Consider the following 22,827-nt stretch of genomic DNA (forward strand, 5'->3'; position numbering starts at 1 on the left):
AAGACATGAAGAAAGAGCCATACAAGATGACATCAATTGCGGAAGTGCACCGCATTCTGGAAGTACCTGGTCCCGAACATCCGCTGCTAAGTGTAGTAGATCTGGACGCGATAAAATGTTATGCAATCGAAGACCTGAGAAGTGTGGTCTATAGCTTTTACTGTGTCTCTATCAAGAAGAACTTTAAGGGGAAGATGAAATATGGCCAGCGCTACTATGATTTCGACGATGGTGTGATGACCTTTTTTTCTCCGGGCCAGGTAGTATCAGCAGACATTGATGAAAATCTTAAACTGGAAGGCTGGTGGCTCCTCATACATCCTGATTTTCTGAAAAGTTATCCTTTAGCTAAAACAATCCGGGAGTATGGTTTTTTCTCTTATGCCGTACATGAAGCACTGCATCTTTCTCCAAAGGAAGAGGACACGGTAACCGCTATCATCAGGAACATACAGCAGGAATACCACTCCCCCATTGATACCTACAGCCAGAACGTGATCATCGCACAGATCAGCTTATTGCTCAATTACTGCGACAGGTTCTACAACAGGCAGTTCATCACCCGCAAGAACGCCAACAACGATCTGCTGGTACAACTGGAGGAGTTACTCTCCAGCTACTTTAATGGTGATCAGGTAAGGCAGCGCGGCCTGCCCACCGTACAATATCTCTCAGAGCAGTTGCACGTTTCGCCGGACTACCTGAGTGATATGTTACGGTCCGTTACCGGCATGAACACCCAGCAGCATATTCATCATCAGTTAATTGAAAAAGCAAAGGAGATCCTTACAACAACATCTTTGTCTGTCAGTGAAATAGCTTACAGCCTGGGTTTTGAATATCCTCAATCGTTTAATAAGCTGTTCAAGAACAAAACCAGCCTATCTCCGCTGGCATTCAGGAATTCGTTCAATTAATTGTTAAAGACTTGTAACAAACGGGCTTACATGATCGGAAGGTTGTTTCTTTGGTGAAAAGAAATACATATGGCCCCCAGGGTACTTTTTGCAGAGAATGATCTTCCCACGGTTTATGTAATAAAAAAAGTGCTGGAAGAAGAAGGCTACGAAGTGCATATCGCCTATAATGGCGACGCTGCATGGAAACTGTTCAACGAGATGGAGTTCGACATTTGCTTATTTGACATTCTGATGCCGGGATTAAATGGTTATGAGCTGGCCACAGAAATAAGGAAGAGCAATACGCTGTTACCGATCATTTATTTAAGCGGTGTGAGCGACATCATAAAGGGCCTAAAGATGGGCGCTGATGATTATATACTAAAACCAGTTAATCTTGCAGAACTTATCCTGAGAATGAAGGTATTCCTGAAACTGGCAGGAAGGGCCACCGGCAAAAAAGTATATACCTTCGGAAACTATGTACTGGATATGGAAAAGCTTGTATTGACCATTGGGGATACAAAAGTAAACCTGTCGATGAAGGAAATGAGGATCTTATCCGTACTCGCAAAAAACATAAAAAACACTGTCAGCAGGGAAAACATCATACAGGAAGTATGGAATAAGTCAAATGCCAAAATAGAACGCCCGCTCTATGTTTTCATCCACAGGATCCGCAAACACCTCAAAGCAGATCCCCGCGTAGAAATTGAAACCATCCGTAACGAAGGATACAGGCTCCAGGTGTTTGATGGTCTCAATTAAACACAAATCTATAAAGGCAACTTCACCAGCTCCCCTGTTTCCGCACTTTTATAAATAGCCCTCACTATTTCTACCGACTTACGTCCTTCCAACGCATCCACCAATGGTTTGCTACCCGTGCTGATAGCCCGGATCAGATCCTCCATCTGATACTGATGTCCTGCATAACTGATCGCCATAGGATCTGCCGCACCACCGGTAGAAGCATGTTCACCATTGATAGCGTTCCTGATCCGTTGGTCTTCCGCCGTTTCATCCGCCAGTTCCCACTTGAGCAAACTGCTTTCTTCCATGATGATAGTACCAGCAGTACCTGTGATCTCCAACCGTTTTAACGCTCCCGGATAAGCAGCAGTAGAACATTCTATAGTACCCAGTGCTCCACTGGCAAATCGTATGATCGCAGTAACCGTGTCCTCCACTTCAATCTCCTTGTGCCGCCTGTTAGCCGTCATGGCCTGCACAGCTTCCACCGGTCCCATATACCATTGCAACAGATCCACTGAATGAATACCCTGGTTCATCAATGCCCCGCCACCATCAAACTGCCAGGTACCGCGCCATTGCGCAGATTGATAATATGCTTCACTCCTGCTCCATTTTACATCCACATCGCCAAACACTATGGGCCCACATCTGCCTGCATCCATCGCTTCCCTGATAAGCCTGCTCGCTTCATGAAAACGGGAAGGAAATACCACGGCAACTACCACACCGGCTTTTTCTGCCGCTTCGATGATCGCATCGCAACGTTCCAGTGTTATTTCCAGTGGCTTTTCTATCAGACAATGTTTCCCGGCCTCAATGGCCTTCAATGCAGGTTCCATGTGTAAACCCGATGGTGTGCAGATACATACAATGTCAATTGCCGGATCATTCACCATCTCTTCCAGTGTATCAAACACTTTGCAGGGATGCTCTTCAGCAAACGTAACGGATTTGTGCCTGTTGATACTATAGATCCCGGTTAGTTTCGCTCCTCCGATCGCGGCGATCGCTTTGGCATGTATGCCGGAAATAGCGCCGGCGCCAACGATACCGAATCCAAATTCTGTTTTATGCATATGCGAAATTAACAGAAAAAACCGTTTTTTATTCCGTGATCGTCAGGTCTATCTTCCGCACCGTTTCCTTTTTCTCATCAAGGCTTACGTTTGCAGCAACGAAGTATACACTGTACTGACCCGCTTTCGTGAACTTATAGGAGAAATCCTTTTTCTCCACAGCACTCGTTCCTCCCTGGATCGGAGTAGAAAGGTCTGGCCCAAAGTCGATCTTATTCACATTGCTGAAAGCCTGGCTGATGATCCAGTTCTCCGTGGCCACTTCCGCTGCGTCCGGATTGAGCGAAAGGTCCGCATGCCGTAATGTAAGCACAGTGGCGCTGGTAGTTGTGCGCGAAGTGATCTCCGGATTCTTTTGCACTACCCTGAACGCCGTGGATGTCATGTTACCCAGGATCTGTTTGCCGGAAGTAGTGTTACCCGTAAAGCTGAAACCCTGGAAAGTCCACATGCGCCAGATACCGTTTATGCTCTGCGGGCGAATGTTGTACCGGTAAGCAATGTACAGTGGTTTGCCCGCTACCCTCAGATCACTGAGGTCGATCCCCTCTGCCGGAGTGGCCAGGGTACTGGTTGCAGTAGTGGCAGCTTCCTGTTTGGTGAGGCGGTTGGTTACATCCGTCCAGGTAGCCGCCTGCACAGTGGCAAAAGAAGAATAATCGCCGTTGAAATTGCTGGATACAAGCAGCGAAAACATGCCCGTTTGCGGAGTGCCCGCACCTTCATTAGCTACGGCACTGTTGAATACAAGGTTGATCCCGCTCACATCCAACGTTCTTCCTTTCCGGAAATCATAATCTTTTCCAAACTCACCGGTGTATACAGAGATCATTTGCGGATCACCTTTGAAACTGAACAGTACCGCCTCATCTTTTTTATAAGTAGCAGCGGTGGTGCTTACCTCAAAATTGGGAGCAGACAATTCATTGTCTTTATTACAGGAAAAAAGCAACCCAGGGAATAATATATAATATATGCATTTCATGATCGTAGTATTTGAGTGATTACCATCCGGGATTCTGTACCAGCGACTGATTCAGTGTTATCTCATGAGATGGAATGGGAAACAGCACATTCCTTTCCGCCACGTTTTCGTAAGTCATCGTGTACCAGGGTTGCGTAAGCGGAGACGCTGCGTTGTCAGACAACATCATGTTCAGCGTTTGTTTCATTTCCGTAAGAAAAATGCCCCAGCGCACCAGGTCAGGCTTGCGCAGCGACTCAAAGCACAACTCACGCATCCTTTCTTCCTGGATAAATTTGAGGAATGTTTCTTTGGAAACTGTTTGCTGTGCCATAAGTTCTGCTTGTGAAATGCTGAATACTGAAGTTGTTGCCACAGCGCCCGTTCCGCCACCTCCGCTGATCGTCACTATCGGAGCAGAAGTATAACTTCCTCGTGTAAAAGCCGCGCCAGTGGAAGCATCCGGAGAAAGTGTGATAGCCGTAACACGGCCGCCGCTTACAGTAGCTGTTGCTACAGCCCCACTGCCACCTCCACCGGAAAATGTTACCGTAGGTGCACTCGTGTAACCACTGCCACCGTTGGTGATAGTGATGGTATTGATGCCGGACGACCAGGCGCGTCTTCTTATCTGATTAACCGCTTCAATGGCTGCAGCTGTGGGCAAACCTTTCACCTGTGCTTCCGCTTCAGCGTACATCAGCAATACATCTGCAAATCGCAGGATCGGAAAATTCTGTGGCGTTACATAATTCACTCTCGGCGTTACTACTTCATATTCCCTTCTGTATTTAGCCGCAAAACGGGTATAGAGCTGTGTATTTGTTGGATTCACCAACGCAGCATTTGCTACAAATACCTTCGCTCCTGTAGTGGCGTTGTACGTAAAGTTGGATACATTCCATTCACGGCGCACATCACCAGCTTCGTAGGTACGAAAAAGTTTGGCCGTTGTCTGGTGCATGCCATAAGCGATCCCTATCACCGAAGCGTTGGCAGAAGCCATGCCAATGAGGCTCCCGATGTTGCCGAATGCATTGTTGTTATCTGCGGAGCTGCCGTAGAATTCTGCTTCCCAGATGCTTTCACCCACATCATACGTATCGTTGGCATAACGGATGAAAACATTTTTGTAATCAGGATTCAGGCGATGTGCAGATGCCGCATCTGTCATTACTTTCTCCGCCCATTTGCTGGCCTCCGCATAACGGGCAGTCTGGTTCAACGGAGCACCCGCCATATAGAGATTTACACGGGCAAGGATGCCACGTACTGCTGATTGATTCACGCGGCCACCAAAACCCAGTGTTCTGATCGGAAGCACAAGCGGTTCTGCCTGTTCCATGTCTTTCAGTACCTGCGTGTATACATCAGCGATAGTAGCCTTCGCCATTTGGCTTTGTGCAGGTGAGAGCGTAGGCGTCAGCTGCAATGGCACTCCACCGAAATGCTGTACCAGCAGGAAATAATAATACCCACGCAGGAAAAGCGTTTCGCCCAGTATCTGATTACGCCTGGTCTCGTCCATCTCCGGTTTGCTGATGTTTGCGATAAGCGTATTGGCACGATCAATACCAGTGTACATCGCTTTCCAGAAACCATCCAGTTCCGGGTCGTTCGTACCGTTGGTATAAGTACGAGGTCCTATCTCCTGGCGTGCATAAAAAGCTTCATCAGCCACCAGGTTCATCCTCGCGGGATAAACACTGCCGTATACCGGTCTTGAGTACAAGGGGCTGTAAACACCATTGAGTGCCAGTTCCAGGTGTTCTGCAGTTTGATAATAATTGACAGGAGAAATAAAATCCGATGGCGTCTGATCCAGAAAATCCTTACAGGCGCTAAAAACGGAGCAGGCAATAATGAGGAGAAAACAGATCTTCTTTTTCATTATAAATATAATTTAAGAGTAGCTTAGAATGATGCGTTGATGCCTATTACCATGGTTTGCGCCTGCGGATATGCAGAATAATCGAATCCCCGGGTGAGGGCGGAATTTTTAACGGACACCTCCGGGTCCATACCTGAATATTTCGTCCAGGTGATCAGGTTTTGTGCAGATGCACTGATGGAAAGATTCCTGACGTACGCTCTGCTCAGCAACTTTGCCGGGATCTGGTAAGCGAGTGAAAGTGTTTTTAAACGCAGATACGATCCGTCTTCCACCACTCTCGAAGAACCTCTGCCCGTAGGACCTTGCCCTCCTACCCTGAAGTTCTTGTTCGTAGGATTTTCCGGAGACCAGCGGTCTGCCCACGTAGCGAACTGGTTCGTATGATAACTATACTGGGAATTACCTTCAAATACAAGACGGTTGCCGTTAAAAATATCATTGCCGGATGACCACTGGAAAAATACATTCAGGCTGAGCCCCTTGTAGGAAAAATTATTGGAGAAACCACCGATATGCACAGGTTCGGGCCGGCCTATCACCGTCTGATCAAAATCATTCACCATACCATCTCCATTGAGATCGCGGTACTTGATATCTCCCGGCCTGATAGATGCGCGGGTATTACCATTCGCAGGCACACCCGGTTTCAGCATATATACACCCGGTGCCGGATTATCAAAGTCTGCATACTGATACACACCATCAAAAACAAACCCGTTAAAAGCAGAGATCGGACCTCCCACTTTCGCCAGCCATAAATTAAGCGCAGGCGTAAAACCACCAGACACACCGGAAAACAGTGTACTGGATTCCGTCAACTCCAATACGCTGCTGCGGTTGAAGCTGATATTGAAACTGCTTTCCCATCTGAATGAACCCGTATTTATGTTCACCGTGTTCAGCGATATTTCCAGCCCTTCATTACGGATGCTGCCGATGTTTTTGGTAGTAGTAGCATATCCTGTGGTGAAAGGTATTTGTGCGTCCAGCAACAGGTCTCTCGTAGTTTTGCGGTATACTTCCGCAGTAAGTTCTATCCTGTTTTGGAAAAGGCCAAGGTCATAGCCGATGTTCGCCAGTTCTGTAGTTTCCCATTTCAGGCTACCGTTACCCAGTTCTGAAAGCCATGCGGCAGTACCCGGTACACCGTTGTTGAAAGAAACACCATTCGCGCGATTATCGAAACTGATGCGGTTGTAAGTATCGAAATTCCCGATCCTGTTATTACCCGCAATACCATAACTGAGGCGCAGTTTAGAATTCGAAATAATCCGCGATTGTTTGAGGAAGTTTTCTTCGCTCATGTTCCATGCCAGCGCTGCAGACGGGAAATATCCCCAGCGGTTGTCCTTACTGAATTTGGACGATCCATCTGCACGCATAGTAACCGTAAGCAGGTACTTCGATCTGTAATTATAATCCACCCTGCCGAAAAAAGATTGCAAAGTATAATTACCACCATTCGCCGTGAGGGCCAGTGGCGTGCCTTCATCCAGTCCAGACATACCCAGCTGTTCGTTGGGGAGCAGCTGTGCACTCGAGCCATAAGTAGTGGTCCTGGCGCCTTCCAGCGAAAAACCACCGAGCACCGTTAGCTTATGTGCTTTGGCAAAAGTTTTTTCAAAGGTGAGTGTGTTTTCATTATTCCAGGTATTGTTTTCCGCAAAACTGAAACTGCCGTTCACCTTCCTGGTGTTCACAGGACTTTCAGCACCCTGCGGGGTCAGCGAATTGAAGAAGGATTCCCCCCGTGTCTGCCGTTTCCGGTGACCAGCCCTTACGTTTAATGTTAAGTAGTCTGCGATGTTATAAGTAATATAAGCATTGGAGATCAGCTCCCCGATGTTGGCCACGCGATGTGTATTTTGCGCCGTAATAACAGGATTGATACGTACCGTATTGGTCCCTACCGGTACATCCTCATCAAAAAGATCGTCCTCCAGCGCTTGCATATTCGCCGCTACAGGACGGTAACCGAAAACATTCGCAAAGATGTAGTTCGAAACACTGGCAGTACCTGTATTGTTAGCCGCTACCAGGCCATAGGAATTAGCGTTACTGTAGTTGATGTTGATACCCGCTTTGATATGTTTACTGACCTGCTGATCCAGCGACACACGCCCCAGGTAACGTTTGTAACCTGAATTGATAACAAGTGCATCCTGGTTATTGAGTACACCGGAGATAGAATATTTAGTCTGGTCGTTACCTCCTCTCATGGAAAGATTGTAGGTCTGCATTTTGCCCTGTTGGAATATCTTGTCCTGCCAGTTGATACCTTCCACATCACGATAGGATTCCAGTGTTTTGCCATCTGTGAAATAAACACGATCCGCCATGCTGACATCCGTCATTTCCGTTTGCGTTTTCACAAATTCATAAGGGCTCATCATCGGGATCTGTTTCCGCAGTTCCTGGATACCGAGAGAAGTATTAAAGGTGATCACCGGTTTGCCGGAAAGCCCTTTCTTCGTTTGTATCACCACTACCCCATTGGAACCTCTCGCACCATAAATAGCCGTGCTGGATGCATCTTTCAATACAGTGATAGACGCAATATCATCCGGGTTGAGAGAGTTACTCTGAAAATCTTCCATCGTAAATCCATCCACTACATACAATGGCGCAGTGCTTTGCGTTAAGGAGCCGGAACCTCTGATGATGATGTTTTGCCCTTGCCCCGGCTGCCCATCATTGGAAGAAACCTGCACACCTGCTACACGGCCTGCCAATGCTTCCGTGAAAGTAAATACCGGCGCTTTGCGAAGGTCCCCTATATCCACACGGCCTACAGATCCTGTCAGGTCTTTTCTGGTGGTGGAGCCATAACCGATCACCATCACTTCATTCAATCCCCGGGCTTCTGATGGCAGTGTGATGTTATAAGTACCTGCACCGGAAAAAGGGATCTCCTTCTTTTCAAATCCCATAAACGAAGCCACCAGGATACCTTCACTCTCTGGCGCAGTGAGTGAATAATAACCTTCCTGGTTAGTGACCGTTCCCGTTTTATTACCTTTCACCGATACGCTCACACCAGGAACGGGTGCTCCTTTTTCATCTGTAATGCGGCCTTTCAGTAAAGCCGGTACTGCAGTAGCTGCAGCATTTTCGGCGATGTTTTTTTTAAGAATGATCACCACATTGCTGCCGGCGGATTCATAACTGAGCCCGCTGTTTTTAAACAGCTCGTTGAGTACATCGTCCAGCTTTTGTGAAGTACAGTGAAAGGTAACAGGCCTGAAAGCCGGTACGTCCTCACTTTTGTAAGTGAACCGGATGCTGGTGCGGCTTTCTATCTGCTTTACCGTTTCTTTCAGGCCAGCATTCTCCAGGTCCAGCGATACGATGATCTTGTGCAGATCCTGCGCCATCAAAGTATGGCCGCTGAATCCCAGGATGCATACCATGCAACATACTTTCAGATAGGTGAACCGGCGTTTAATAACACGTCGCTTTTGTAAGATCCATGGCATAGTTGAATGTTTTAATGACAGGCAATAGATATCCCATTCCGGCCGCCTCCATAGCTACCGGTTGAGATAAGATATAATGTGTTTATTTATTTCTTAGTCAATGAAGTATTGGCCTCCCTTTTCTTCCAATTTCGCAGCAGTAAGTTTGCATAATATCTCCAGCGCCCTCTTCACACCAATGTCTCTGCTGAAGGCAGTGATCACCAGTACGCCCTTTAGTTGTTCATTCCTGATGGTGATATCTACATTATACACCCGTTCCATATCACTGATGATATCTGCAAAACGGACTTCCTCATACGACAGATAACCTTGCTGCCATGCACCCACCAGGTCATTATTCACCTCCTCATTCTCATCCGGGCCATTCATTTTACTCACCTTTGTTTCCTGCCCTTTCGTTAAGGTGGAGATCAGTTTGTTTTGCTTCAACACCTGCACCTTCCCGCTTTTCACGGATACCGTTACATGCTCCTGCCCTTCGTATGCTTTTACGTTGAAGGAAGTTCCAAGTACTATTGTTGTAACCGTACCAGTGTGAATGATAAAAGGGCTCTCTGCTGCGTTCTTTACTTCAAAGAATGCCTCGCCTTTGAGATATACTTCCCGTTTGTCTTTCCCGAATGTTTCAGGATAATCGATCGTGCTGGATGCGTTCAGCCATACCTGTGTACTGTCGCTTAGCAACAGGTATTTGTGCTCCGCTTTGTCCGTAAACTTTTTCACCACCGCCATTTCGCTTCCCTGTTTCGTATGATCTGACAACAGAAAAAATGTTGCACTGGCAATGGCAAGACACAGGCATGCTGCTACCGGCCATAAGCGCATGATCACAACGGAAGGTTTGTTGTAATCGTTTTTCTCTGCAGAGATGGCTGGCTGCAGCATTCTTTTGGTTTGCTTCTTTTCTGCAGAAACATCATGTTTTATCTCTTCATAAAACCCCTGCATGAGCTTATCAATCTCCCCGTCCTGCTCCCCTGTTTGAATAATGTTCATCAGTTCTTCCAGTTCCTCCCTGGTAGACCTGTTATTATAATACTGCTGAATAAGGTAAATGATGCGTTCTCTCATGGTACCCCGGGTCTGTTGATGCAATGAATGATTAAGTACGTGTGTACTATTAAGTAGCTTGAGGTGGTATGTATTTCCTATTCCGTAAATACATATTTTTTATCATCAGATGATCAGTCGTCCTCTTTAATAGAATCCAACAACTCCGTGGCCTCCCGTTTAACATGTCCGCGATTAAAGAAACCTGCCGAAATATAAATAACCAGCGATACGGAAATAGGTGCAGCCAATCCAACCGCCATGTTATCCCGCAGCAGCAATTTGGTGGCAACAAACGTAAGCAGCCCGCCGCAAATAGATAACAAAGCCGCCATACTCCCGCTACGCCTGAATGCCGGCAGCAATCCCAGGATCATAGGAACCGCTGTAGGACCGATCAGTGAAGAAAACCAGGTGATGATCAGCCCCAGCACACCACCAAAAGAACCGGATTCAAAAGCAATGATCAGCGTGCACAATACAAACAGGAAAGTGGTCACTCTTGCGATAAGCAGCATTTTCTTCGGCTGAAAACTACCGGCCTTCTTGTACAACACCGGCAATATGTCTCTCGTGATCACAGCGGAAATAGTATTAGCATCTGCCGCTGTCATGGCCAATGTGTTGCCGAACATGGAAGCCAGCAGCAAACCAAGAAGACCGTGTGGCAGGAATTTCAAAGCCATCAATGCATAAGACTGGCTGGGATCAGCCAGGTCCTTCAGGAAAAGAGGCGCGGCGAACATAGGAAAGAACAGCACCAGCGGCCATATGAGAAATAATAGTGTAGAAAGGCCAGCCGCCTTGCGCGCATCAGAACCTGAAGGCGATGAAATAAAACGCGTAGCGAAATGCCAGGTACCACCGCTGAAACTAAAAAAGCAGATCACCATGAAGGAGATGGCAAACAGTGGTGTATAAGGTCCGGAAAATGCTGCGCTATGTGAGGCTGGCAGCCGGTCCCACATAGAAAAGATCCCCGAAAAGCCATCACCTATCTGTGTCAGTACTATCACCAGCATAAAAATACCGGCAACAAACTGGATAATAAAAGAAGCAAGATCGTTCACCACATCGGCCCACAAACCACCCAGCGTGATGTAAAAGATGCTGATCATCCCCGTTACCGCAATACCTGTACTAATGGGAATTCCCGTAAAAGCATTCAGCAGGATACCGATAGATGCCCATTTTGCACCCACATCAAACAGTTTGATGATCACACCACTCCATGCCATCACCTGTTGCGTAGGCAAATTATAACGCACCGCCAGGTATTCTGTAGGTGATTGAACATTTGTTTTAGTTCGCAGCCTTGCCCAGCGTGGAGCGATCAGGAAAGTAGTACCCACCATCGCAATGGCGATACTCAGTGCCCACCAGATATACAGCGTTAACCCATAATTATAGGCAACAGCAGCATAAGCCACAAACACAGCGCCGCTATAACCGGACACATGATGAGAAATCCCGGAAAGCCACCATGGCAGCTTACCTCCGGCAGTATAAAAATCGGCGGAAGACTTGATCTTTGTATATCCCCATATCCCCATCATGAGGAGGAGTAAAAAATATCCTGCCAGTACGAAATAATCGACTTGTTCCATGTACGTTTTGGTTGTTATGAATGTAATAGGCTGATATAACGATTACGGTTGCACGCCTATCATATCTACCAGGATCTGGCTGCCACCGGGGCCAGTTTCACTAAGCAGCCCCTTAGTAGCTGCAGGTGGGCGTTTCGGGTTGTAATAATTTTTCCGTATATCCGTCAGCGAATTGCTGATTTCCGGGCTGGATACATAATAAAGGGCTTTGGCAAGATGTTCCAGATCACTGCCACACTGCTTCATCATACTTTTCAGCCCTTCAAAAACGGTCTGCAACTGCGTTTGCATATCATTGCCCTGCCCGTATAATCCGGACAGATAGATCTTTTTGCCATGATTGATACGAACAACTTTGGAATACACCGGAGAAGGTTTCACGCCTGCAGGGTTGATGTATTCTATGGACACCTTATTCCCGGCGGGCGATGCTGCGATCAGTTCAATTTCCACGAGTGGGTTTTTACTCTCCCAGCCAGTGTACACAACAGGTGGCATAGGACTTCCTGAAAAAAACGCCTTTACTTCCTTTTCCACCAACCCTGTACTGTCCACCGGATGCACAAAAGCCCTTACCTGAACAATATGTTCTTTGTTCAGCCCAAGGAATTGCAGGGTAGCCAGCAACTGCTGCATGGTATTGGCTGTAGCTTCCGGCAGGCGGCCATCTGCTGCCATTCCTGAAATGAACACCACGCCACCTTTTGGCAACACAGCAGCCTGCGGAAAACGAACCACTTTACCACTGGTCTCTGCAGAAACAGCCACAGCGTCCATTGCCAGCAATACACCGGGATGTTGTAACCTGCCAGTGATAAAACTCACCGCAGGCGCTTTCCCTTTCGCAAACTGCTTCGCGATCTGTTCCTTCACCAGGGGCACCAGTGCTGTTGAAGTAATGCTGATATTCAATTTGATGATGTCTTTGTTTTTTGCCCGCACACTTTCCAATGTTTTTGAAAGATTACGGAAGATCTGGTTGATCTGTAACAGCGCATCATCCTTCCCTATCAGTTTCCCTTCATTGTTCAGCGGTAAAATGAGTGAAGTATGCGCTAATGGCGTTGCATCTACGATCACAGCACCTGTACTGCTTTCCGGTGCATTTCCGGGAACGTACCTCAAAATTGACTGTGCAGGGCATAATGTATAAACGGCCAACAGAAGGCCCGATAAGAGCAAGGTTGTTTTTTTCATCGTTGATTTGTGTTGATAAACGGATAGTATATCACCAGAAGAACCTGGCAGCGAGGAAACTGCGGATTTCCAGAAGAGCGGCAGACAAGTGGTTTTTCACTGTATGCTGCGATATGTTCATTTGTTCGGCGATGTCTTTGTAAGTTTTACCTTCCATATTCCGCAGGAGGTATACGCGTCTTCTTTTGGCAGGCAGTTTGGCGATCACAGTAGCCAGTATAGATTGGAACTCCCTGGCTTCTATCTTCGAAACCCCATCTTCATCCCGCTGCTGCATCCCGCTCCAGATCTTCTCTTTCAGGTTATTGTCAGCAGAAGCTTTCCGCAGATGCCTGATCACTGAAAAACGTGTCATCCGGAAAAGATATGCTTCCATATTATCTATTTCCGGGATCCTGTCCCTCATATTCCACAACGCAAGAAATACTTCCTGGATAATATCCTTTGCAGCAGCAGCGTCTTTGGACATGCGGAAAGCCAGTATATATAAGGGGTACTCGTATGTTCTGAACAGATCACTGATATATGAATCATGCTTTCTGTCCGCCGTATACTTCGTATTCATAACCAGTCAATAATGTTAATCATATCTGTTTCCTAAGTACTTACACACACGCGTACTTAACTGATTGCGGGAACACCATATTACGGGCACGTACCCGAAAGATAGCCTTTTTTTAATAAAATAAAAGACTTTTTAAGGAAATTAATGAAGGGTTAACGCAGTGAAAGAAAGACCCGCGCAACGCGCAGATCTTTACAGTCGGGTTTTCAAACATAATGAATTTTGATAAAGGAGTTTCAAAACTAATATCTCACACTGCAATGCTGCAGCAGTTTTAGAAGGGATATATTTTGTTATTATATCCCTTGGTTCTCCATATGCTCTCGGATGGTTGACATACGCTTGACATAGGCTTAAGATTCGATTTGTTATATGGTATCTTTTGCTTACCTTTATAATATGGCAATAGTTAAACGTAATAGTATCATGCGTGGCGCAAGCGGCAAGCTTGGGGACGAACTGGTTGCACGTCAGCGAAACGGGGTAACCGTGTATTGTAAGCTCCCAAGACCATATCCTCCCAAAACAGACAAACAGATAGCGAACCAGGAACGCTTTTCAAGAGCCAACGACTTCGCCAAAGCCGCTGTCAAAGACCCTGTAAGGAAGGCCTACTATCAATCAATAAAGAAACCCACCCAAACCGCCTTCAACGCGGCTTTCCAGGATGCTTACAATAAACCGGAAGTACAAGTAACTGTAAAAGAGGAGATCATCACCGTAAAAGTGAAAGCCAAACACCGCATAGAAAGAGTAAAGGTGATCACTCCCTCCAAAACCGACTTCGCCAAACAAAAAAACACCCACTGGGAATACAAACTGACAACACCCGGTCCCGTTATCATCCAGGTGTATGATATAGCAGGGAATATTTGCATAACAGAACTCCAAACAGGCAAAACTTAACCAAAAGTTCATCCCTTCCTCCGTCTAAAATATAGAAATTCGCGCCCGGGCATTATGCCTGCTAAAAAACATACCCTTAATATGAAAAAAACGCTCCTCGCGATCTGCGCTTTCATGCTGTATATAACCGCAGCCAAAGCCCAGGAATCTCATGTGATCCTTATCAGTATAGACGGCTTAAGACCTGAATTTTATAAAGACCCTTCCTGGAACATGGTACACCTGAGGCAAGCCATGGAAGAAGGTGCTTATGCAGATGGCGTAGATGGTGTTTTTCCGACAGTCACCTACCCTTCCCACACTACTATGATCACCGGTGTAAAACCCCTGAAGCATGGTGTATATTACAACACTCCCTCAGAACCACTGGGCGTAACCGGCAACTGGATCTGGCAATACAGTAACATTAAAGTACCTACCATTTTCAGTCTCGCAAAAGAAAAAGGTTTAAAAACAGCCTCCGTTTTCTGGCCTGTTTCCGTTGGCTCTCCTGCTACTTATAACATTCCCGAATTCTGGTACTTACCAAAAGTAAAAGGAGAAGAACGTACCATGGGGCAGGCATTAAAAGAAAATGCCAACCCTCCCGGCCTCTACGAAGAACTGGAACAAAACGCAACAGGCAAACTGGAAGAACTGGACTTTAACGGAGACTACCTGGGTATAGATGATAACCTCGCCCGCATGAGCAGTTACCTCATCCGCAAATACAAACCATCCTTCCTCGCCGTACATCTCGTAACCGTAGATCATTTTGAACATGAAGAAGGTCGCGATGGCCCTAAGGTAAGAGCAGCAGTAGCTGGTGTAGACAGGGCTCTAAAAGCCATCCGCGAAGCCGTGGAAAAAGCAGGCATACTGGAAAACACCACCTTCATCGTAACAGGTGATCATGGTTTTGTAGACATCCATTCCGCCATTGCCCCCAATGTACTATTGGCCAAAGCAGGATTATACGATCCTAAAAAGCCAGAAAGCTGGAAAGCTTATTTCCATCCTTCCGGTGGCGGTGCTTTCCTGCAGCTGAAAGACAAGAACGATAAACAGACAAAAGAGAAAGTACTGCAAATATTAAACAGCCTCACACCACAGGAGAAAAAAACATTCCTCATCAAATCCCGCGAAGACCTGGATGCCATAGGCGCTGATCCCACCGCGGCTTTTGGTATTGCTGCACAACAGGGTTTTGCATTTAGTGCCGCTGCCACAGGAGATTTCATCCGTGCATCCAAAGGTGGCACCCATGGTTTCTATCCTGATTTTAAAGAGATCCAGACCGGGTTTGTGGCTTTTGGTAAGAACATCAAAAAAGGTACCGTGATCCCTCAAATGGGGCTGGTGGATATTGCACCGCTGATCAGTAAATTATTGAAGCTGGATCTGCCGCCGGGAGATGGGTTGTTGTATGATGGGATTTTGGCGAAGTAAATTTTTAAAGCCGTATAGGAATCTATACGGCTTTAAAATATCAGCTTAACAATCGAATAACATAATAATCCCCTATTAAAAAACGACTCCTCCTTTCATTTCAGTAAATTCATAAGTAAATCCCACGCTATGGATACTGGAATCACGCTGGCTATTATCAACAGTGCAACGTTGATCTTCATCGCAATCAGACAGGAATGGGCAAACAGGAAGATCATAAAGGAAAAAAAGCAGGAAAGCCTTAAATGGCAGGTGTTTTTCAATACGGAGGACATTAAACAGCTCACCGAATTACAGCAGGCATATTCCATGCACGTGCAAAAGGTAAAAGACCAACTAAGGGCATTGAGAAAAGATGCCGGTAAGATAATCCCCGCAGAGCGTGAAAAAAAGATCAATGTTTTACAGGAAGAAGTGATCAGCCAATACGCCAACTCCCGTTATTATTACAATAACACACAGAAAGGCGTACTCGCCCATCGTATCAAAACCCATCTGCTGGAAACACTTTTACTCCTGGATACACTCCATCCAGATCTAAAAGAAATAGACACCCTCCTGGAACTGATCACACGTTATCAGCTGGAACTGGATTGCGGCATAAATAGCGAGATCAGGAAAATGCGCGGTCAACTGCACGAATCAATTAACAAAAACTAGTAGAACAGCATGAAGGGACTGATATTCAGCACAGCAGGATCTGAAAGTACGTATACCACACATTTGCGCCATCATCCCACTTTCACCACCCTTGTGGTGAATTCCGTAAAAGATGCACTGAGCAATATTAACGCCAGTCCACCTGATTTTATCCTGCTGGAATACAACATAGGAGAGAAAGCCTGCATTGAAGAAATAGCGGCGTTTGCACGTTCTAAACAATTTGAAGGCCCTATACTGATCTACAGGGAGATGTACATTTTAAATATCGCTCCGCAACTATATGAGTTCATCTTTGATGATACCCTGCAAGCAACCGAACTCGTAAAGATCATTCATCTTTTAAGAAAAAACATACCCGCCCGCCGTTTAAAAGGAATGCTGTTACTGGCAGAAAGTTTCTTTTTTGATATAACGGAGAAGTTTAGTTATATCCTGCATAAGATAGGATTTGAGATCATCCCCGTTGAGGATATTGCGATGGCAAGATCCAATATACAGGAAAACAAGGTTGATTTTATTGTGATACATTGCCATACCAAGTATGGCGATTTTGAAAGCGTTCGGCTATTCAGTGAATTTATCCATACTACTATACCTGATTGCGTGATCATGATCACCTGTAATGAGAGCCAATTGGATCACTATGATGATCGCCATCAGATCAGGTCCTTCAAATACGATTACCTGATGGACTCAATTATCATTGTCAATACCATTATCTCCCAGGTGATTGAAGGAAAGTATAAAAAAATATTCCCCCAACAAAAAAGCCTTCAGATCTGAAGGCTTTTTTTTATCTAAGATTTCTCGAAAGTAAATTCCGGCAGATCAATCCGCTTCCCACCCTGCATCGCAGACTCATGCGCCAATATTCCCACACAGGTAATATTAGCAGACTGCACCGCATTAGGATAAGGAGAACGCTTCTGCACTAAAGAGCTAATAAACTCATGCACGAGATGAGGATGTGATCCCCCATGCCCGGCCCCCTGCGTAAACGAAAGATGCTGATGATCATCCGTATCATACACCCCTTTCGTCGTAAACCGTTGTATAGCTTCCGGTAACAATTTAGCGTAATCAGGCGAATGCACTTCTTCCGGGATCTCCGGCTCAGGTTTCCCTGCCGTATGCATTACCAATGGTTTTCCTTCGATCAAAGGCCATTCTACAGATTTACGGGAACCATATACTTCAAAGCTCTCTCTATACTGCCGCGCTGTATCAAAAAGAGAACGGTAAATATGCGCACTGAGATCAGAATTCCTGAACTTGATATGCGTACTCTCTATCGCAAAAGGAGAATTATAATGATGATGCAACTCTTTACTGATCTCACCGGATCCAAAACAGGAAACATATTCCGCTTCCGCACGTGTTAAAGCTAATACAGGCCCTACACAATGCGTAGCATAATACATAGGAGGAAGTCCCGGCCAGTAGTTAGGCCATCCATTCATATCCTGCTGATGACTCGCTTTCAGGAATTGTATCCTTCCCAGCTCTCCATTATCATATAATTCTTTCATGAAAAGGAACTCACGCGCATACACCACCGTTTCCATCATCATGTAAGTAAGCCCTGTTTCCTTCACCAGCTCAACGATCTGGCGGCATTCTTCTACCGTAGTAGCCATGGGCACTGTACAGGCCACATGTTTCCCTGCCTTCAGGGCTTTGATAGATTGTGCCGCATGATCCGGAATGGGTGTATTGATATGTACTGCATGAACAGCAGGATCTTTCAGCAGTTCATCATAATCTGTATATCTTTTTTCCACTCCCCAGGCGTCTCCGACGTCATTCAGTTTAGTTTCATTACGCTGGCAAATAGCGTACATATTCACATCAGGATGACGTTGATAGATCGGAATGAACTCCGCACCAAAACCCAGGCCCACAATGGCAATATTGATCATAAGAAAATAGTTTTAATGTTTATTTAGCCCAGTCTTTCAAAAAACGCAGGCCTTCTGTTGCAAAACCATCCTGGCTCTCCGCCATCGGATGCCAGAAACAAACAGCGCCAGCTAATTCCTGGTTGGCTGTTGTGAAGCTTTCTATGGTCACCGTTCCTTTATAGTTGATGGCTTCCAGGCCTCTCCTGTATGCATCCCAACGCGTTTGCCCTGTACCCGGCGTACCTCTGAAATTCTCAGATACCTGCAGATGAATGAGTTTATCACCGGCAGCAATGATCGCCTGCTCTACATCCCTTTCTTCTATATTCATATGGAAACCGTCCAGCATAATGCCTGCTGCAGGATGTTGGATATCCTTTATCAGTCGCAGTACATCCTCTGTTGTATTCACCAGGTCTGATTCAAATCTGTTCAAGGGTTCCAATGCTATTCTAATCCCCCGCTGCGCTGCCATATTGCACACAATACGCAAATTCTGCACTGCCAGGTTCCATTCTCTTTTCCGTTGGTCAGGCGCAACCATTCTTGCTTTACCGACCGCGGAATACATAGGACCGCCAAAAAACGAAACACCTAAAGCAGCGCAAATATCCAGACAGGCAGTGATATAAGAAAAACAGTTCTGATGCACCGCAGGATCCTCATGCGTAAGATCACGCGAAGGTCCGAAAGCGCCACAGATATTAGCTTTCAGCTTATATTTCAGAAGTCCCTCGCGCACAGCATTCACATCTATCAAAGTTGGATCTTCCACTGCAATCTCTACTACATCATATCCCATGTCTGCGATCTTCGGAAACAATTCCGGAATGGATGCAGTGGAAAAGGGCGAAGTCCACAACCAGGTACTAACACCAAATCTAACCGGTAAAGCCATATGCCGAATTTATTATTTTACAACCCTTAAGATCCCATTCATAATGCGCCAGTGACCCGGGAAAGTACAGATGTATGGATAATCTCCGGGAGTAGCAGGTATTTTAAAAGTAGCAGTGAACTTACCACTTGGATTCACCAGTGGTGTGGACAATAAGATCTCCGGCATCTTAGGTACATACTGCATCTTTACGCCATTAGGATCTTGTGCCAGTTTATCTGCTGCTGCCCCTACTTTTTCTTTTGTATTTGGTTTCAGCAGCAGGAAATTATGCTGCATGAAATCCGTATTCTGGAATACGAACTGGATAGTGATGCCTGCTTTCACAGTGATCAGCTGCTGATCATATTTCATTACATCCTTGATCACTTTCACTATAATGGTACGATCTATTTTAACATCTTTGTCTGTTGCAGCCACTGCGGAAGGTATACCCGCCAGCATTTCCAGTTTGGCATTCACCAGGTTACCATTCAGATAGAAAGCTGAATCCTCCGTATACGCTGCTACCCTCTCATCTCCTTTGGTAAAATCTAATCCTATCCGCATAGGTAACGTCAATTCTTTTTTGAACAATCCCGTCGCCTTCGCTGTACCTGCATCTTTATCATTAATGATCAACCGCATGGTGCCGTTCTTTTGCAAACCAGCCTTAAAGGAAAGGTTAGCTGGCAATTCTCCTGTACTCACTGCTTCATGTGCTTTGCCATTCTGATTCACCACGAAATGCATTTTATTGTTGAGCACATACAAACCATAACCATTGGTTTTGTCGCCATGTGCCACTATTACTCCTTTTAAAGCATTCCCTTCCCTTGTTTCTATATTACCGGAAAGCAGGAGCTCTTTATCAGCAATATCAGGAGCTGGTGCATCACCATGCTGCTGTAACCGCATTCTTCTCAAAGACACACTGCTTAATCTTTCGCCGAAAGCAAGCCGCTGTGCAATAGATGCCTGTATCAAGGCCGGGTTTTCATTCAAGCCTCTTTTACGAAATGCTGCCCTGAATGTTTCCTGGTTGAGCTTACCGGAAATGGTGAGGGCTTGCTTTAACCAGGTATCTGAAGTGTTCTCTTCTTTCTCCGCCATATTCACCAGCACATTGCCGATTGCCGGGGAAGATTTCATTTCTGTAGTGGCCAATACTGCCGCCAGCCGCACTCTGAGGTCTTTATCTTCAAACACTTTTGCTTTTTGCATCGCCAGGAAAGTAGCAGGCGTAGCAGGCAAAACCTGTATCGCTGCCTTCCGCACACCAGCAGCAGGATGACTCAAAGCACCCACCGCAACAGCCAATGCTTCTTTGTTCGTACCATCCAAAGCCTGCAAACCTTTCAATGTCCACAAAGCATGGATGGCCGGTGCATTAATACCAGCACCATCCAATCCTTTCTCTTGTGTTATCTGATACAATGCAGGTAACACAATATTACTTTTACTTTCTACCAGCAACCGCTGTGCCGTAAGGCGCCAGAACATATTATCACTGGAAAGCGCATTGAGCAATCCTCCCGGATCATTCTTGCTGAGTTTTGTAGTATTCTTCTTGTCATTACTCTTATTGTAGATCCGGTAAATACGCCCCCGCTCATGATCCCTTAATGGATTGATATAAGCATTGCCTTTACCGTTCTCTGCCTGGTATCCACCTCTCTCAGGAGAAGGCGTAGGGTTATGCTGAATAATGAAATCATACCAGTCGGTCACCCACAAAGCACCATCAGGACCAACTTCCGCTTGAATAGGCCCCGCCCATTCATCCGCACTCACCAACATATTCCAATCGTCTCCGTCTTCCTTAAAACCAGCACCCACCTGCTTCAACGCATGACGGTGAATTAAACGCCCTGTAGGCTCTGTTACAAATGCGATGCGATTCCAATATTCTTTAGGGAAGGTCCTCGCAGTATAAAGGCTATGCCCCGCAGCCGCAGTAAATCCTCCATGCACATCCACCTGCCGCAAATTCTTTGTAGCTACGTGCATCGCATAGTGCGCATCTATTTTCTCTACACCAGCAGATCTGAGTTTTGCTTTTCCGAAATAGCGGTCCGGGATACCCATGAAACCGCTGTGGGTATTATTTGCAGTGGAAATGAACACGTCGAATTCTTCTGAGAAGCCCAGCCCCCAGGTGTTGTTACTCGTAGAAGAAATGTATTCCAGCCCTTTACCATCCGGCTCAAAACGATAAACGCCCTGACTGAAACGCAAAGAATCTTTTCCACTCTTTCCATTATAACCGGAGTATCCTACAACACCCCAGATCTTATTATCAACACCATAGCGGAGGTTGGAAGCCTGTGCATGCGTATCACTCTTTCCCCATCCGGTTACCATTTCCTCTTTTACATCCGCCTTATCATCTCCATTTGTATCTTTTAAAAATAAGAAAGAAGGCGCCTGGCTTACAATAATACCACCATTCACGAAAGTGAAACTGGTAGGGATATTCAGCTTATCTGCAAAGATGGTGAACTTATCAGCCTTCCCATCTCCATCTGTATCTTCACATATCTTAATACGGTCATCTCCTATATCATCCTTCTTCACTTCATTGGGATAATCCACTGTTTCAATCACCCACAAACGGCCTCTTTCATCCCAGTTCATGTAAATAGGATTGATGATATCCGGCTCAGCTGCAAACAGCTGCAAACCAAAACCAACCGGTACTTGTATGAGGGACATAGACTCTTCCGGTGTCAGTGGCAACTGTACTTTAGGAGCAGGATCACGTTTCTCATAATTGGGTACAGGGCCATCTACATAAGTAGGTTGTGCAATTTTATAGGCCGAAAGATTTCCTCTCGCCTCATCCCCAACAGCCCACAGGATACCATTCTTCACCAATGCCAGGAAACCGGGATTATTAAATGTATTATCATCATGCCCATAAGCCGTATAAAAAACACGGCCTTTACCATATGGTCTTACCCAGGTATAAGGTTCATGGTGTGTGCCTTCCACTCTTTCAGAAAGTACTTCAATGTTCTTACTGATCTTGTCGTGCACATATGTTTCATCCTTCGTAACAAATGCCGTGATCCCCTTCATCACCGGATGTTCCGGTTTCAGGATCACCGCAGGAAAGGAATCATACTTATGACTTTTAAACTGCCCGCCTATCATCTCCACTACTTCCGCTGAATTACGGAAACAGTAAGAAGCACTATGCAAAGGAATAAATCCCTTGCCACTGCGCACAAAATCCAACAACGCAGCTTCCTGGGGTTTAGTGATAGAATCGTGATTGGCATATAAGATCAAGCCATCGTATCCTTTCAGGTTAGTGGCATTGAGATCATCCGGATCTGTGGTATAAGATATATTAATACCGTCCTTAAAATATTCCTTCGTGAAGATATCCGCCAGTTTTTCACTGTCGTGATGTTTGCTTTTATGACCCAGGAATAATATCTCCAGGCGGCGTGGTGCATCTGCGGAGTGCTGCTTTCCTGCACTAATAAATAATAATGGTGCCACAATAAGGCACACACAAGCGGAAAAGTTGACCTTCCATAACATGGCAGTAAGTTGA

At 45.9% G+C, this 22,827-nt stretch carries 17 protein-coding genes; 6 read left to right on the top strand and 11 right to left on the bottom strand.

Annotated elements, in window-relative coordinates; genetic code table 11:
* Positions 1-5: 5 nt before the first annotated feature.
* The gene (locus GFS24_RS07960; protein ID WP_153659041.1) at positions 6-917 is read left to right on the top strand and encodes an AraC family transcriptional regulator; all 912 of its coding nucleotides are present in this window, start codon (positions 6-8) and stop codon (positions 915-917) included.
* A gap of 69 nt (positions 918-986) precedes the next feature.
* The gene (locus GFS24_RS07965; RefSeq protein ID WP_153659042.1) at positions 987-1,667 is read left to right on the top strand and encodes a response regulator transcription factor; all 681 of its coding nucleotides are present in this window, start codon (positions 987-989) and stop codon (positions 1,665-1,667) included.
* Between the two features lie 8 nt (positions 1,668-1,675).
* On the opposite strand, the gene GFS24_RS07970 is transcribed toward GFS24_RS07965, so the two are convergent.
* The 8 genes from GFS24_RS07970 to GFS24_RS08005 form a co-directional block, all read right to left on the bottom strand.
* Positions 1,676-2,731, bottom strand: coding sequence for a Gfo/Idh/MocA family protein (locus GFS24_RS07970; protein WP_153659043.1), 1,056 nt, complete (start codon positions 2,729-2,731; stop codon positions 1,676-1,678).
* A gap of 28 nt (positions 2,732-2,759) precedes the next feature.
* Positions 2,760-3,716, bottom strand: a complete 957-nt coding sequence (locus GFS24_RS07975) for a DUF5017 domain-containing protein (RefSeq protein ID WP_153659044.1) — start codon at positions 3,714-3,716, stop codon at positions 2,760-2,762.
* A gap of 19 nt (positions 3,717-3,735) precedes the next feature.
* The gene (locus GFS24_RS07980; protein ID WP_153659045.1) at positions 3,736-5,586 is read right to left on the bottom strand and encodes a RagB/SusD family nutrient uptake outer membrane protein; all 1,851 of its coding nucleotides are present in this window, start codon (positions 5,584-5,586) and stop codon (positions 3,736-3,738) included.
* Between the two features lie 23 nt (positions 5,587-5,609).
* Positions 5,610-9,065, bottom strand: a complete 3,456-nt coding sequence (locus GFS24_RS07985; protein WP_153659046.1) for a TonB-dependent receptor — start codon at positions 9,063-9,065, stop codon at positions 5,610-5,612.
* A gap of 93 nt (positions 9,066-9,158) precedes the next feature.
* On the bottom strand, positions 9,159-10,139 hold the full coding sequence (locus GFS24_RS07990; RefSeq protein ID WP_153659047.1) for a FecR family protein: 981 nt from the start codon (positions 10,137-10,139) through the stop codon (positions 9,159-9,161).
* Positions 10,140-10,252: 113 nt separating this feature from the next.
* On the bottom strand, positions 10,253-11,725 hold the full coding sequence (locus GFS24_RS07995) for a Na+:solute symporter (protein WP_153659048.1): 1,473 nt from the start codon (positions 11,723-11,725) through the stop codon (positions 10,253-10,255).
* 42 nt (positions 11,726-11,767) lie between these two features.
* Positions 11,768-12,922, bottom strand: coding sequence for a RidA family protein (locus GFS24_RS08000; protein ID WP_153659049.1), 1,155 nt, complete (start codon positions 12,920-12,922; stop codon positions 11,768-11,770).
* Positions 12,923-12,953: 31 nt separating this feature from the next.
* Complete coding sequence (locus GFS24_RS08005) at positions 12,954-13,487, bottom strand: RNA polymerase sigma-70 factor (RefSeq protein WP_153659050.1); 534 nt, start codon at positions 13,485-13,487, stop codon at positions 12,954-12,956.
* A 399-nt stretch (positions 13,488-13,886) separates the two neighbouring features.
* On the opposite strand from GFS24_RS08005, the gene GFS24_RS08010 reads away from it, so the two are divergent.
* The 4 genes from GFS24_RS08010 to GFS24_RS08025 all read left to right on the top strand — a co-directional run bounded on the left by GFS24_RS08010 (position 13,887) and on the right by GFS24_RS08025 (position 17,267).
* Entirely contained in the window at positions 13,887-14,393 is a 507-nt protein-coding gene (locus tag GFS24_RS08010) for a hypothetical protein (RefSeq protein WP_153659051.1), read from the top strand.
* Between the two features lie 81 nt (positions 14,394-14,474).
* A complete protein-coding gene (locus GFS24_RS08015; RefSeq protein ID WP_153659052.1) occupies positions 14,475-15,821 on the top strand; it encodes an alkaline phosphatase family protein in 1,347 nt (448 codons plus the stop codon).
* Positions 15,822-15,950: 129 nt separating this feature from the next.
* On the top strand, positions 15,951-16,481 hold the full coding sequence (locus tag GFS24_RS08020; RefSeq protein ID WP_153659053.1) for a hypothetical protein: 531 nt from the start codon (positions 15,951-15,953) through the stop codon (positions 16,479-16,481).
* Between the two features lie 9 nt (positions 16,482-16,490).
* Entirely contained in the window at positions 16,491-17,267 is a 777-nt protein-coding gene (locus tag GFS24_RS08025) for a hypothetical protein (RefSeq protein WP_153659054.1), read from the top strand.
* Positions 17,268-17,281: 14 nt separating this feature from the next.
* On the opposite strand, the gene GFS24_RS08030 is transcribed toward GFS24_RS08025, so the two are convergent.
* Genes GFS24_RS08030 through GFS24_RS08040 form a run of 3 tightly spaced genes read right to left on the bottom strand, consistent with a single transcriptional unit; the run spans position 17,282 to position 22,814 of the window.
* The gene (locus GFS24_RS08030; RefSeq protein ID WP_153659055.1) at positions 17,282-18,403 is read right to left on the bottom strand and encodes a Gfo/Idh/MocA family protein; all 1,122 of its coding nucleotides are present in this window, start codon (positions 18,401-18,403) and stop codon (positions 17,282-17,284) included.
* Between the two features lie 19 nt (positions 18,404-18,422).
* The gene (locus GFS24_RS08035) at positions 18,423-19,283 is read right to left on the bottom strand and encodes a sugar phosphate isomerase/epimerase (protein ID WP_153659056.1); all 861 of its coding nucleotides are present in this window, start codon (positions 19,281-19,283) and stop codon (positions 18,423-18,425) included.
* Positions 19,284-19,295: 12 nt separating this feature from the next.
* Positions 19,296-22,814, bottom strand: a complete 3,519-nt coding sequence (locus GFS24_RS08040; RefSeq protein ID WP_153659057.1) for a PVC-type heme-binding CxxCH protein — start codon at positions 22,812-22,814, stop codon at positions 19,296-19,298.
* Positions 22,815-22,827 lie beyond the last annotated feature (13 nt).

This window comes from Chitinophaga sp. SYP-B3965, from assembly GCF_009647655.1.
GTDB lineage: Bacteria > Bacteroidota > Bacteroidia > Chitinophagales > Chitinophagaceae > Chitinophaga.

What these genes read in the sequence shown, in the direction of transcription:
- GFS24_RS07960 (WP_153659041.1), top strand. Translation starts at nt 6, where the DNA reads ATGAAGAAAGAGCCATACAAGATGACATCAATTGCGGAAGTGCACCGC.
- GFS24_RS07965 (WP_153659042.1), top strand. Translation starts at nt 987, where the DNA reads ATGGCCCCCAGGGTACTTTTTGCAGAGAATGATCTTCCCACGGTTTAT.
- GFS24_RS07970 (WP_153659043.1), bottom strand. Translation starts at nt 2,731, where the DNA reads ATGCATAAAACAGAATTTGGATTCGGTATCGTTGGCGCCGGCGCTATT.
- GFS24_RS07975 (WP_153659044.1), bottom strand. Translation starts at nt 3,716, where the DNA reads ATGAAATGCATATATTATATATTATTCCCTGGGTTGCTTTTTTCCTGT.
- GFS24_RS07980 (WP_153659045.1), bottom strand. Translation starts at nt 5,586, where the DNA reads ATGAAAAAGAAGATCTGTTTTCTCCTCATTATTGCCTGCTCCGTTTTT.
- GFS24_RS07985 (WP_153659046.1), bottom strand. Translation starts at nt 9,065, where the DNA reads ATGCCATGGATCTTACAAAAGCGACGTGTTATTAAACGCCGGTTCACC.
- GFS24_RS07990 (WP_153659047.1), bottom strand. Translation starts at nt 10,139, where the DNA reads ATGAGAGAACGCATCATTTACCTTATTCAGCAGTATTATAATAACAGG.
- GFS24_RS07995 (WP_153659048.1), bottom strand. Translation starts at nt 11,725, where the DNA reads ATGGAACAAGTCGATTATTTCGTACTGGCAGGATATTTTTTACTCCTC.
- GFS24_RS08000 (WP_153659049.1), bottom strand. Translation starts at nt 12,922, where the DNA reads ATGAAAAAAACAACCTTGCTCTTATCGGGCCTTCTGTTGGCCGTTTAT.
- GFS24_RS08005 (WP_153659050.1), bottom strand. Translation starts at nt 13,487, where the DNA reads ATGAATACGAAGTATACGGCGGACAGAAAGCATGATTCATATATCAGT.
- GFS24_RS08010 (WP_153659051.1), top strand. Translation starts at nt 13,887, where the DNA reads ATGGCAATAGTTAAACGTAATAGTATCATGCGTGGCGCAAGCGGCAAG.
- GFS24_RS08015 (WP_153659052.1), top strand. Translation starts at nt 14,475, where the DNA reads ATGAAAAAAACGCTCCTCGCGATCTGCGCTTTCATGCTGTATATAACC.
- GFS24_RS08020 (WP_153659053.1), top strand. Translation starts at nt 15,951, where the DNA reads ATGGATACTGGAATCACGCTGGCTATTATCAACAGTGCAACGTTGATC.
- GFS24_RS08025 (WP_153659054.1), top strand. Translation starts at nt 16,491, where the DNA reads ATGAAGGGACTGATATTCAGCACAGCAGGATCTGAAAGTACGTATACC.
- GFS24_RS08030 (WP_153659055.1), bottom strand. Translation starts at nt 18,403, where the DNA reads ATGATCAATATTGCCATTGTGGGCCTGGGTTTTGGTGCGGAGTTCATT.
- GFS24_RS08035 (WP_153659056.1), bottom strand. Translation starts at nt 19,283, where the DNA reads ATGGCTTTACCGGTTAGATTTGGTGTTAGTACCTGGTTGTGGACTTCG.
- GFS24_RS08040 (WP_153659057.1), bottom strand. Translation starts at nt 22,814, where the DNA reads ATGTTATGGAAGGTCAACTTTTCCGCTTGTGTGTGCCTTATTGTGGCA.